The 12,291-nt window shown below is 65.7% G+C and carries 13 protein-coding genes; 7 read left to right on the top strand and 6 right to left on the bottom strand.

Annotation, left to right across the window (positions count from 1 at the left end):
• Complete coding sequence (pyk, locus tag IQ24_RS10060; RefSeq protein WP_145397819.1) at positions 1-1,446, bottom strand: pyruvate kinase; 1,446 nt, start codon at positions 1,444-1,446, stop codon at positions 1-3.
• Positions 1,447-1,567: 121 nt separating this feature from the next.
• Between pyk and IQ24_RS10065 the strand changes: the two genes are divergently transcribed.
• Positions 1,568-2,308, top strand: a complete 741-nt coding sequence (locus IQ24_RS10065; protein WP_145397820.1) for an N-formylglutamate amidohydrolase — start codon at positions 1,568-1,570, stop codon at positions 2,306-2,308.
• An 18-nt stretch (positions 2,309-2,326) separates the two neighbouring features.
• On the opposite strand, the gene IQ24_RS10070 is transcribed toward IQ24_RS10065, so the two are convergent.
• On the bottom strand, positions 2,327-2,851 hold the full coding sequence (locus IQ24_RS10070; RefSeq protein ID WP_145397821.1) for a TIGR00645 family protein: 525 nt from the start codon (positions 2,849-2,851) through the stop codon (positions 2,327-2,329).
• A 178-nt stretch (positions 2,852-3,029) separates the two neighbouring features.
• Between IQ24_RS10070 and IQ24_RS10075 the strand changes: the two genes are divergently transcribed.
• Entirely contained in the window at positions 3,030-3,953 is a 924-nt protein-coding gene (locus IQ24_RS10075) for a cation diffusion facilitator family transporter (protein ID WP_145397822.1), read from the top strand.
• Between the two features lie 3 nt (positions 3,954-3,956).
• Here IQ24_RS10075 and IQ24_RS10080 read toward each other — a convergent pair whose 3' ends face one another.
• Both IQ24_RS10080 and IQ24_RS20500 read right to left on the bottom strand, forming a co-directional pair.
• Complete coding sequence (locus IQ24_RS10080) at positions 3,957-6,161, bottom strand: primosomal protein N' (protein WP_145397823.1); 2,205 nt, start codon at positions 6,159-6,161, stop codon at positions 3,957-3,959.
• A gap of 31 nt (positions 6,162-6,192) precedes the next feature.
• Positions 6,193-6,324, bottom strand: coding sequence for a hypothetical protein (locus IQ24_RS20500; protein ID WP_277872873.1), 132 nt, complete (start codon positions 6,322-6,324; stop codon positions 6,193-6,195).
• 130 nt (positions 6,325-6,454) lie between these two features.
• Here IQ24_RS20500 and fsa point away from each other — a divergent pair, with 130 nt between their 5' ends.
• From fsa to IQ24_RS10100, 4 genes are read left to right on the top strand one after another with little or no spacing between them, the layout of a single operon-like run.
• Complete coding sequence (gene fsa / locus IQ24_RS10085; protein ID WP_145397824.1) at positions 6,455-7,108, top strand: fructose-6-phosphate aldolase; 654 nt, start codon at positions 6,455-6,457, stop codon at positions 7,106-7,108.
• Positions 7,108-7,821, top strand: a complete 714-nt coding sequence (locus tag IQ24_RS10090; protein ID WP_145397825.1) for a DUF484 family protein — start codon at positions 7,108-7,110, stop codon at positions 7,819-7,821. Before fsa ends, IQ24_RS10090 begins: the two co-directional genes overlap by 1 nt.
• Complete coding sequence (locus IQ24_RS10095; protein ID WP_145397826.1) at positions 7,818-8,756, top strand: tyrosine recombinase XerC; 939 nt, start codon at positions 7,818-7,820, stop codon at positions 8,754-8,756. The genes IQ24_RS10090 and IQ24_RS10095 overlap by 4 nt, the downstream gene beginning before the upstream one ends.
• Positions 8,757-8,799: 43 nt before the next feature.
• On the top strand, positions 8,800-9,558 hold the full coding sequence (locus IQ24_RS10100) for a TSUP family transporter (protein ID WP_145397827.1): 759 nt from the start codon (positions 8,800-8,802) through the stop codon (positions 9,556-9,558).
• A gap of 56 nt (positions 9,559-9,614) precedes the next feature.
• Here IQ24_RS10100 and IQ24_RS10105 read toward each other — a convergent pair whose 3' ends face one another.
• Together IQ24_RS10105 and IQ24_RS10110 are read right to left on the bottom strand one after the other, a co-directional pair.
• Positions 9,615-10,427: a calcium-binding protein gene (locus IQ24_RS10105; protein WP_145397828.1), complete on the bottom strand. Its 813-nt coding sequence runs from the start codon at positions 10,425-10,427 to the stop codon at positions 9,615-9,617.
• Between the two features lie 134 nt (positions 10,428-10,561).
• Entirely contained in the window at positions 10,562-11,548 is a 987-nt protein-coding gene (locus IQ24_RS10110) for an asparaginase (protein WP_145397829.1), read from the bottom strand.
• Between the two features lie 149 nt (positions 11,549-11,697).
• Here IQ24_RS10110 and IQ24_RS10115 point away from each other — a divergent pair, with 149 nt between their 5' ends.
• Positions 11,698-12,222 (top strand): invasion associated locus B family protein, encoded by a 525-nt coding sequence (locus IQ24_RS10115; protein WP_145397830.1) that lies wholly within the window; start codon positions 11,698-11,700, stop codon positions 12,220-12,222.
• Positions 12,223-12,291 lie beyond the last annotated feature (69 nt).

A 12,291-nucleotide genomic window follows, 5' to 3' on the forward strand; every position in this document is an offset into this window, starting at 1 on the left:
TTATTCAGGATCTGTGCGATAAATCAAGCGCTCGTCGCAAGGAGCAATACGAAGGATGTTGGTTGTGCCGGGCACGTTGAAGGGCAGACCGGCCATCACGACGATCTGGTTCGTCTCATCGGCGAAGCCAAAGTCGCGCGCGGCCTTGGCGGCGTTGACCACGGCCTGCTTGAAGCGCACCAGCTCGGGCGTGAGGACGCAATGCGTGCCCCAGGTCAGGCAGAGCCTGCGCAGCGTCCGCGTCTCCGAGGACAGCGCGATGATCGGCACGCGCGGGCGTTCGCGCGCGGCCAGGCTGCCGGTGGTGCCCGACTGGGTGAAGGCGCAGATCGCGGCGATATCGGTCGTTTCGGAAATCTCGCGCGCGGCGGCGACGATGCCATCGGCGACGGTCTGGCGTTTGGCGACGCGGGCGGCCTCGATCACTTCGCGATAGGTCGGGTCCGACTCGACCGAGCGGGCGACGTTGTCCATGGTCGAGACGGCCTCGATCGGATACTGGCCCGCGGCGCTTTCAGCCGACAGCATGACGGCATCAGCGCCCTCATAGATGGCGGTCGCCACGTCCGAGACCTCGGCACGGGTCGGCATCGGGCTTTCGATCATCGATTCCAGCATCTGCGTGGCGACGATCACAGGCTTGGCGGCGGCGCGGCAGGCGCGGACCAGCCGCTTCTGGATCGGCGGCACCGAATGCACGGGCAGCTCGACGCCCAGATCGCCACGCGCCACCATGATCCCGTCCGAGACCTTCAGGATTTCGGCGAAGCTACGCACAGCGGCGGGCTTTTCGATCTTCGACAGAACGGCCGCCCGGCCACGCGCCAGTTCGCGCGCTTCGGTCACATCCTCGGGGCGCTGCACGAACGAAAGCGCCAGCCAGTCGACGCCCAATTCGCAGGCAAACTCCAGATCCTCGCGGTCCTTGTCGGAAAGCGCGGCCAGCGGCAGCACCACGTCGGGCACGTTCACGCCCTTGCGGTTCGAAATCGCGCCCCCGGCGGTCACCCGGCAGATGGCGAAATCGGGGCCGCAGCTGTCAACCGCCAGACGGATCTTGCCGTCATTGACCAGCAGTTCGGCCCCCGGTTCAAGGGCGGCAAAAATCTCGGGGTGGGGCAGCTGCACGCGGGTCGCGTCGCCCGGAGCCGGGTCAAGGTCAAAGCGGAAGGTCTGGCCTTCGCGCAGGTCATGCGGCCCGTTCTCGAACGTGCCGACGCGCAGCTTCGGGCCCTGAAGATCGGCCAGAATGGCAATCGGGCGGCCGGTCTCGGTCTCGATCTTGCGGATGATATCGTGACGCGCGCGATGTTCGGCATGCGAGCCATGGCTCATGTTCAGGCGGAACACGTCCGCGCCTGCCTCGAACAGTGCGCGGATCATCTTGTAGTCACTGGAGGACGGTCCAAGCGTTGCCACGATCTTGACTCTGCGATGCCGTCTCATCCCGTATTCTCCATCCATGTTTGCGCTACCGTCGCCATCTCTATGGCGCATTGCGGTTCCGGCAGCAACTGGCGCTTGCCGCTTCGATTGCGTAACCTGCAGCAGAAACAGCGACAATGAAATGACGCAAGAGCCTTATGATACGATCGGAGGGGGTCGCCCCTCGCGCTGGCTGATCACCTGCGACCACGCCACCAATCACGTTCCCGACTGGATCGGGGGCGGCGATCTGGGCATCGCGCCCGCCGATATGGCCCGCCATATCGCCTATGACGTGGGTGCGGCGGCGCTGACGCGGAAACTCGCCGAGCGCATGGACGCCCCGGCGATCCTGTCGAATTTCTCGCGCCTCGTGATCGACCCGAACCGGGGCGAGGATGACCCGACGCTGCTGATGCGCATTTACGACGGCACGGTCATTCCCGCGAACAAGGCGCTGGACGCGGCTGGCCGGGAAGAGCGGCTGGAGCGGCTTTATCGCCCCTATCATCGGGCCTATGCCGAGCTTGCCGCCGCACGCCCCGACCGGGCGATCTGCGCGGTTCACAGCTTCACCCCGCAACTGCGCGGCCGCCCGCCACGGCCTTGGCTGGTGGGCATTCTTTATTCCCACCGGGATGAGCGGCTGGGCCCGCCGCTGGTGCAGGTCTGCCGCGATCAGGGCTGGATCACCGGCGACAATGAGCCCTACTCGGGCCATCTGGAGGGCGATTCGATCGACAAGCACGCGCTGGCCCATGGCCGCCCGAACGTGCTGATCGAGGTCCGGAACGACCTCATCCGCGATGAAGCCGGGCAGGATCTGTGGGCGGAACGCATCGCCTCGGTGCTGGAGGGGCTCTTGGAGGCGCAGGGGCTTTGACGCCCCAACGCCTGCGCATCAGTCGCGGGCGTATTTGCCCTTCTTCATCGACTTCCCGTGGTTCGAGATCCAGTCCATCAGCGCCAGCAGCACGCCCGAGATCACGAAGACCAGATGGATGATGACCATCCAGCGGATCTTCTCGGCCGGGTATTTGCCGACATCCATGAAGACCTTCAGCAAATGAATCCCCGAGATCGCGACAATCGAGGCCACCAGCTTCAGCTTCAGCCCTGAAAAATCGACCTCGCCCTGCCATTCGGGGCGGTCCTTGTGCTCGGTCAGGTCCATGCGGCTGACGAAATTCTCATAGCCCGAAAAGATCACGATCAGCAGCAGGTTCGCCGCAAGGCTGAGGTCGATCAGCGCCAGCAGCCCCAGAACGGCATCATCCACGGTCATCGTCGGCATGCTCAGGCCGAAGCGCAGCAATTCGTTGAGAAACACCCAAAGAAGGATGACCAGCGCTCCGGCCAGGCCGACATACATCGGCGCCATCATCCAGCGACTTGCGAAAAGGCTGCGTTCGATCAGACGTTCCATGGGCTCTCCTATTGGGGTCAGGCGCGATATATACGCAGCCGTTGGCGGGACAAGTGCCGCTCGCATCGGGCGCGACACTTGTCGTAACCCGCAGGACGTGGCCTTTTCAGCACTTTACGGGCATAAGCCGCGGCAAATGCGCGGCCCCGGGGGCCTGCGCCCAGCCCAGAGGTTATCCATGCAGACCGAACAAAGCGTCCTGCGCATTTCGATCATCGCCACTTTTCTGATTGCCGCGCTTGGCATCGGGATCGGGCTTTGGATCGGCTCGTTCTCGATCATGTTCGACGGGGTCTATTCGCTGACCGACGCGATCATGACGGTTGTGGCGCTGCTGGTGTCGAAGCTGATCACCTCATCCCTGGGTGAGCGGACACAGGAACGGCTGGTGCGGCATTTCACCATGGGGTTCTGGCATCTTGAGCCCATCGTGCTGGCGCTCAGCGGCTTCATCCTGATGGGCACGGCGCTTTACGCGTTTCTGGGCGCGGTCAACAGCCTGATGACCGGCGGGCGCGAGCTGAACTTCGACAAGGCTATCATCTTTGCCGCCGTCAGCATGGTGACCGCGCTGGCAATGGCCGCCTTTGACCGTCGGGCGAATCGCCGCATCAACTCGAACTTCATCGAGATGGACGCCAAGGCCTGGCTGATCTCGGCGGGAATGACCGGGGCGCTGCTGATCGCGTTCATCTTTGGCTGGGCAATTCAGGGGACCTCTCTGCAATGGATGGCCCCCTATGTCGATCCGGCGGTGCTGGCGGTCGTCTGCCTGTTCGTGCTGCCGATCCCCGTGCCGACGATCCGGCAGGCGCTGGCCGATGTCCTGCTGGTCACCCCCGCCGAGTTGAAGGCACATGTCGATGAGGTCGCGGCCCGGGTCGTCGCGCTGCACGGTTTTCGCGGCTATCGCGCCTATGTGGCCCGCGTTGGTCGCGGTCGCCAGATCGAGCTTTACTTCATCGTCCCGCAGGGCGAGGCCCCCCGCCCGCTGGAGCATTGGGACCGCCTGCGCGACCAGATCGGCGAGATGATCGGGGATGCGAGCCCCGACCGCTGGCTGACCATCGCCTTCACCACCGATGTGGAATGGGCCGAGTAGGGATCAGAAGAAACTCTGCGGATCGATATCGACCGACAGGCGCAGGTTCGACGGCGCTTTCGGCGCGACCCGCAGCCAGTCCGAGATCGCCGCCTGCAAGGGGGCCTGACGCGGCGCGCGGATCAGCATGCGAACGCGGTGACGGCCCCGAACGCGGGCGATGGGCGCAGGCGCGGGGCCGAACAGCTCGGCCCCGATGGCCTGCAGCGGTTGCGTACGCCTGGCCAGCTCATGCGCGTAATTGTCGACGATCGGAAAATCGGGATGCGACAGGATGATGCCCGCCAGCCTGCCGAAGGGCGGCATCTCGGCGGCCTGACGCTGGGCGGCCTCGGCGTCCCAGAAGGTCTCATCCTCACCCGACAGGATCGCGCGGATGACCGGATGGTCGGGCTGGTGCGTCTGCAAAAGCGCCACGCCCTTGGCATCGCCCCCCTCGCGCCCGGCCCGGCCCGCGACCTGCCGCATCAGCTGGAAGCTGCGCTCGGCCGCGCGCAGGTCAGCCCCCTGCAACCCCAGATCGGCGTCGATCACGCCGACCAGTGTCAGGCGCGGGAAATTGTGGCCCTTGGCGACCAGCTGCGTGCCGATGATGATGTCGGTATCCCCGGCAGAAATCTCTGCAATCGCCTCTTTCAGCGCGCGGGCCGAGTTGAAAAGGTCCGAGGACAGCACGCTCGCGCGCGCATTCGGGAAGCGCTCGGCGACCTCTTCGGCCAGACGCTCGACCCCCGGACCGACGGCGGCCATGCGGCCTTCGACGCCGCAGGCGGGGCAAGTCTGCGGGATCGGCTTCGTCTCGCCGCATTGGTGGCAGACAAGACGGTTCTGGAAGCGATGCTCGACCATGCGGGCGTCGCATTGGTCGCAGCCGACCTGCTGGCCACAGGCGCGGCAGGTGGTGATCGGCGCATAGCCGCGCCGGTTCAGGAACAGCAGCGATTGCTCGCCCTTCTCCAGCCGGGCCTGAACCTCGCGCGCCAGACGGGGCGAGATCCAGCGGCCCGAGGGCATGTCCTCGCGCCGCAGGTCGATCGCCGCCATGTCGGGCAGTTCGGCGCTGCCATAGCGGGCGCGCAGGTCGATACGGCCGTACTTGCCCGCCGCCGCATTCACCCAGCTTTCAACCGAGGGCGTGGCCGAGGCCAGCACCACCTGCGCCTGCGCAATCGAGGCGCGCAGCACCGCCATGTCGCGGGCGCTGTAGAACACCCCGTCCTCTTGCTTGTAGGACCCGTCATGCTCCTCATCGACGACGATCAGGCCCAGATCGCTGAAGGGCAAAAACAGCGCCGAGCGCGCGCCGACCACCATGCCGACATTCCCGGTCGCCGCCATCTGCCACAACCGGCGACGCTCCATCCGGGTGATGCCGGAATGCCATTCGCCGGGGCGCTCGCCAAAGCGGGCCTCGACCCGCGACAGGAATTCGGACGACAGCGCAATCTCGGGCAGCAGCACCAGCGCCTGACGTCCTTGCCGCAGACATTCGGCCACGGCCTCCAGATAGACCTCGGTCTTGCCCGAGCCGGTGACGCCGCGCAGCAGCGTCGTGCCATAGGCGCGCTGCCGCAGGCGGGCGCGCAGGGCCTCGGCCGCCTCGGCCTGATCGGGGGCCAGCGGCTTGCCGGGCAGGGAGGGGTCAAGGCGCGGATAGGGCAGATCGCGCGGCGCCAGCGTCTCGGCCAGCGTGCCCGATTTCACCAGCCCCTGCACGACACCGCTGCTGACGCCCGCCAACTGCGCCAGTTCCGAAGGCGCGAAGCCTGCACCGCCATGATCCTCCAGCACCTGCAGCACGGCGGCGCGGGGGTCGGTCATACGCTCGGGCGGGGGACCGGCGCGATGGATGATCTTGCGCTGGCCGGGGGGCTGGTCGATGTCGGGCGCACGCGTCGCCATGCGCAGCATCGCGGGCAGCGGCGTCAGCGTGTAATCGGCCATCCGGGCCATGAATTCCAGCATCTCGGGCTGCAGGGGCGGCGCATCGATCAGCCGCGCGACGGGGCGCAGCTTGGCGGTGTCAAACCCGCCCAAGCCCTCGCCCCAGACCATGCCCATCACCCGGCGCGGCCCCAGCGGCACCACCACAAGCTGACCCAGCCGCACCCCGCCTTCGGGGGCCAGATAATCCAGCGTGCCCACCGGCTCTTGCGTCAGCACGGCAATGCGCGCGCCATGGGGAAAGAAGATCTGCCGGTCGTTCATCAGCTGGGATCAGGTCAGGAAAGGGCTGCGGTCACAGGCCGAAAAAGCTGAGGCCGAACAGTCCGAAGACGACGAACACGGGCAAATGAAAGGCCACGACGGGCACGCCGATCAGCAGGGCAGCCATGTCCGAAACCTGCACCGTGGTGTCGACCGCTTCCATGTTTACCCCTCGCCGCGTTCAGCGGCCTGATACTGACAGCATGTTGCGCGATGGGCAACCGGTCCGATACCCTTCACCCGCGCCCGTTTTTGCGCTAAACCCCGGGCCAAATCGCAAAAGGACCCTGCGCATGAAATTCTTTGTCGATACCGCCGATGTCGCCGCCATCCGCGAGCTGAACGATCTGGGCATGGTTGATGGCGTCACCACCAACCCCTCGCTGATTCTGAAGTCGGGCCGCGACATCATCGAGGTCACGAAAGAGATCTGCGATCTGGTCGAGGGTCCGGTCAGCGCCGAGGTCGTCGCCAAGGACGCCGCCGACATGATCCGCGAAGGCAAGTTGCTGGCCGCGATCGCGCCCAATATCGCGGTGAAAGTGCCGCTGACCTGGGACGGGCTGAAGGCCTGCAAGGCGCTGTCCTCGGAAGGGCATATGGTCAACGTGACGCTGTGCTTCTCGGCCGCGCAGGCGATTCTGGCGGCGAAAGCGGGCGCGACCTTCATCAGCCCCTTCATCGGCCGTCTGGACGACATCAACCTGGACGGGATAGAGCTGATCGCACAGATCCGCGAGATCTATGACAATTACGACTGGTCGACCGAGATCCTGGCGGCCTCGATTCGCTCGGTGAACCACATCACCGACGCCGCCCGCATCGGCGCCGACGTCATCACCGCCCCGCCTGCCGTCATCAAGGCGATGGCGCAGCACGTGCTGACCGACAAGGGTCTGCAGCAGTTCGACGCGGACTGGGCCAAGACGGGCCAGAAGATCGGCTGATGGCGGCGGGTGAGGAACTTCAGCCGCTTGCAGAGGAAACCCGGGCTCGCCTTCTGGCGCAACCCGAGTTGATCCTGTCCGACCGCGACCTGATGCGCGCGCTGATCGGCGCGCGCGAGGCCGAGATCGGTGACAATGTCATCGACATTCGCGGTCGCGCGATGGCCGCGCTGGAACAGCGTCTGGACCGGCTTGAGGCGCAGCATGAATCGGTGATCTCGGCGGCCTATGACAACCAGTCGGGGATGAACACCATCCACCGCGCCGTGCTGTCGCTGCTGGAGCCGGACGATTTCCCGACCTTCCTCGACAATCTCGAGGTCAACGTGGCTCCGATTCTGCGGGTCGAGACGCTGCGTCTGGTCATGGAAAGCAGCGCCGAGCATCCGGGCACCAGCATGCCCGGCCCGCTGCACCTGCTGCCTGCGGGTTCGGTGGCCGAGATGGTCGCGGGCGGACGCCGTGCGCCACGCGCCGATGACGTGGTGCTGCGCGCCGCCGTCCCCGAGACGAAATCGGTTCATGGCATCACCCGTGGCATCATCAAGTCCGAGGCGCTGCTGCCCATCGATCTGGGCGCTGGCCGCTGGCCCGCGATGCTGCTGATGGGCTCGACCGATCCGGCGCGCTTCACGCCCGCGCAGGGCTCGGACCTCTTGCGCTTTTTCCGGCAGGTGTTCCGGCTGGTGCTGCTGGGCTGGCTGCGCGAATGACCGGCGGGGCCGAGCCTCTGGCGCTGGCCCCGGCGATGTCCGATGCGCTGCGGCGCTGGCTGGACAGCGAACGCGCGACGCGCGACCGCTCGGATCACACGATCCGGGCCTATCAGAATGACGTGCTGGGGTTTCTGGCCTTCATCGGCGGCTATCACGGCACCCCTGCCCTGCCCGGCAATCTGGGCCAGCTGGAGCAGGCCGATATGCGCGCCTTCGCCGCCGCCGAACGGGGCCGCGGCCTTGGTGCACGGTCCTTGGCGCGGCGACTGTCGGCGGTGCGCAGCTTCATCCGCTGGATGGCCGACCGCGAGGGGTTTGACCCGTCGAAGGCGCTGGCCTCACGCGGGCCGAAATACACCCGCTCGCTGCCGCGACCGCTGGCACCCGAACAGACGCAGGACCTGCTGGAGATGGCGGCCGAGGGACACACGACCCCTTGGATCGCCGCCCGCGATGCCGCCATCCTGACGCTGCTTTACGGCTGCGGGTTGCGGATTTCCGAGGCGCTTGGCCTGAACGGCGCGGATTGGCCCTTCCGCGAGGCGCTGCTGATTCGCGGCAAGGGCGGGCGTGAGCGGCAGGTGCCCGTGCTGCCCGTCGCCCATGACGCGGTGGCCGAGTATCTGCGCCTGTGCCCCTATCCGCTGGCTGCCACCGAGCCGCTCTTTCGCGGCGCGCGCGGCAAGCGGGTCTCGCAACAGGTGATCAGCAGCGCCATGCGCATCGCGCGCCAGTCGCTGGGCCTGCCACCCACCGCGACGCCCCATGCGCTGCGCCACTCTTTCGCGACGCATCTGCTGGCGGCGGGGGGCGATCTGCGCACCATTCAGGAATTGCTGGGGCACGCGAGCCTGTCGACGACGCAGGTCTATACCGGGGTTGATGACGCGCATCTGCTGGCGGTCTATCGCGCCGCCCATCCGCGCGCCTGAGGCCCCCCTTTACAATGCCCCGCGCCGGGCGCATGGGGGCCGGATGCTGGACCTTTCCCTTGAACTTGTGCTGACGCTGATCGCGGCCGCCTTCGCGGCGGGCTTCATCGATTCGATTGCCGGGGGTGGCGGGCTGATCACCGTGCCCGCGCTGATGCTGGCGGGCATTCCTCCGGCGCAGGCGCTGGCGACGAACAAGGTTCAGGGCGCATTCGGGGCCGCAACGGCGGCAATCAGCTATGCGAGGCGCGGGCTTGTCGATCCGCGCCAACAGATCGGCGCAGCGGCCCTTGCCTTCGCGGCGGGGCTGGCGGGCGCGCTGCTGGTCACCTTCATCCCGACGCAGGCGCTGCGCTATATCCTGCCGGTGCTGCTGATCGGGATTGCGGTGTTTTTTGCGCTGAAGCCGGGGCTGAATGACTTTGACCGCGTGCGCCGGGTCTCTCCGCTCTTCTTCACCGCGCTGATCGTGCCGGTGATCGGCTTTTACGACGGGCTGCTAGGGCCAGGGGCCGGAGCCTTCTATATGCTCGGCTTCGTGCTGCTGGCGGGCTATGGCATCCTGAAGGCGACGGCGCATACGAAGTTTCTGAACCTCGCCTCGAACCTTGGGGGGCTGGTGGCCTTTGCCATGGTGGGCCAGCCCCTGTGGCTGCTGGGGCTGGTGATGGCAGCGGCGCAGGTCGGCGGGGCCATGGTCGGATCGCGCGTGGCGATGCGCAGTGGCGCGCGGGTCATCAAGCCCCTGCTGGTCGTCACCTCGACCGCACTGGCGCTGCGGCTGATCTGGCAGCTCATCTGACGAGAAAGGGCGGCGCCTTGCGGCACCGCCCCGAACTCCATCGCAATCCAGCCGGATCAGACGAAGGTGAACATAGACTCGTTCAGCTCCGACATGCGCACGCCGTTCAGCGTCAGGCTGTCGCCATTACCGAAGTCGAACGTGGTGTTCACGAACAGCAGGAAGCCCGACTGGCGCGCCGTCGCCATCAGCTGGGCGTAGCTGTCGATGCCTTCGACGTCGATGCCGATCTGCTCGGCCTTGCTGAACCAGCCGCCGGTGTCGAAGTCGGTGATGACGTCATGGCCTTTGGTGAAGTAGAAGCTGTCCTGATCCAGACCGCCGGTCAGGGTGTCGTTGCCGTCACCGCCCGCCAGATAGTCACGGCCGCTGCCGCCATCCAGTAGGTCATTGCCCGCTTCGCCCATCATGTAGTCGTTGCCGGTGCCGCCATACATGCTGTCGCGACCCTCGCCGCCGGACATCAGGTCGTTGCCCGCGCCACCGCTCAGATAGTCGTCGCCGTTGTTGCCCTGCAGCACGTCGTCGCCGTCTTCGCCATAGATGCGGTCATTGCCGTCTTCGCCGAACAGCTCGTCATTGCCGTAGCCGCCATAGATCGTGTCATGGCCAGCACCGCCCCAGACGCCGTCATTGCCGCGACCGGCGTCAATGTAGTCGTTGCCTTCGAATCCCCAAATCCCGTCGTCACCGGCACGGCCGATGATGTAATCGTTCTTGATCGTGCCGTTGATGAAATCCTGGCCCGACGTGCCGTACTGGATGTTGGGATGGGTGAAGCTGAAGGTAGAACCGGACAGGATGCCCAGGAAGTCAGGCAGCAGATAATTGCCGAATGACCAGAAGAAGCCGTATGACGTGAAAGTCATAGAAACACCTCGTTAAGCAGAGAACCGAATGCCGTCATACCCACGGCATCGGCAGAATGCCACTTATCGAATTGGACAGTTTGGCAGCATGTCGCCAAATCACGCAAAAGTGATTTTACCCGAGGTTGAGTTCCCTACCACGCGGCAATCGTGGGTGCGCGCAGATAGCCAGTGTCCTTGCCGCGCCAGTTCAGGATCGGCCCGGTCAGGAATTTCTGCGCCGCCGGATCGCCCGACTGCAACAGGCCCAGCCGCAGCATCATCGCGGCAATCGCCGCCTCGGAGCCGCGCGTGCCACCATCCAGAATCTTCAGCGCAATCCCAAGCCCCCGCTCGGGGATGATGGCGATGAAGACCGCCTCGGCCCCGGTCTTGACGGCGACGCGGCCGCGCATCGCCCGCATCAGCTCGGTGCAGGCCCGTCCCTCTCCGGCGACGAGTTCGGGGTGCAGCATCATCGCCTCGACCAGACGCTGGCGCGCCTCGCCGCGCGTGCCTGATTCGCGGGTCGCAAAACGCGCCATCGCCCGGGCCAGACCGCCGATCGAGCAGGCGAAATTCGGCGCCGAACAGCCGTCAATGCCCCAGCCTGCGGCGGTTTCGCCGGTTTCTTCCTCGAATGCGGTGCGAATGGCCTGCTGGACGGGATGGTCGATCTCTCCGTATTCGTCATGCCCGCCCAGCCGCTGGTTCAGCGTCACAAAGCCCGCATGCTTGCCCGAGCAGTTGTTGTGCAGCTGGCAGGGCCCCTCATGGCTGCAGGTCAGCCGCGCATTCTCGGCCTTGTCGCGCGGCATATGCGAGCCGCAGCGCAGATCCGCCTCGGAACAGCCGATGCCCTGCAGCCAGGCATCCACGCGTTCAGTGTGCATCCGCCCGCCGTTGTGGCTGGCGCAGGCCAGCGCCAGTTGCTCGGTCCCAAGGCCCACGGCATCGGCCGCGCCGCTTTCCATCAGGGGCAGCGCCTGCAGCATCTTGCAGGACGAGCGCGGGAAGATCACCGCCTCGGGATCGCCCCATGCCTCGACGATGCCATTCCCGTCACAGATGACCGCATGCCCGAAATGGCTGCTTTCCAGCAGGCCGCCACGCCACAATTGGACCAATTCGACTGCTGCCATGACGGTTTTCCTCTGACATTTGCGCGATTTTCCGTGAAACGGGGTTTTTCCCGCGTTCAATTTCGCATTATCCTGCAGTCAGATGGTTGAAAAAACCACCGTCATCAGCAACAAACCGGGAAAACCGGAGCATGGCAGGAGGCCAGAGCATGTATATCCCCGCGCTGCGAGCGACAGTGGCAGCCACCGCAATCGCGATTGCCGTGTCTTCCCCGGTCATCGCGCAGGACTCGAGCAATATTGTCGGATCCGAGGGAGACTGGACCGCGTTCAGCGCCAGCAGTCCGAAAGAGTGCTGGGCGGTTTCCGCCCCCAAATCGACCGAAAACACCAAGGACGGCAAGCGCGTCGAGGTGAACCGCGGTGACATCCGCCTTTACGTCGCCTATCGCCCCGGCCAGCAGGGTGAGGTGTCGTTCTCGGGCGGCTATCCGTTCGCGTCGGATTCGACGGTGGATGTGAACATCGGCGGCAATGTCTTCAAACTGTTCACCGAAGGCGAAAGCGCCTGGACCGGATCGCCCGCAGATGATGCGCGGCTGGTCAGCGCCCTGCGCGCCGGTTCCTCGGCAATCGTCAGCGGCCGTTCGGCCCGTGGCACGATCACCAAGGACACCTTCAGCCTGTCGGGCATCACCGCGATGACCAACCAGGCGCAGGCCGCCTGTAAGTAATTCCCCCGCGACAACCGGGCAAAACGATCAACAGGGGCTTGCGCCCCTGTTTTCTTTTTGCCGTTCCTG

It is taken from the genome of Paracoccus sulfuroxidans, from assembly GCF_007830335.1.
GTDB lineage: Bacteria > Pseudomonadota > Alphaproteobacteria > Rhodobacterales > Rhodobacteraceae > Paracoccus > Paracoccus sulfuroxidans.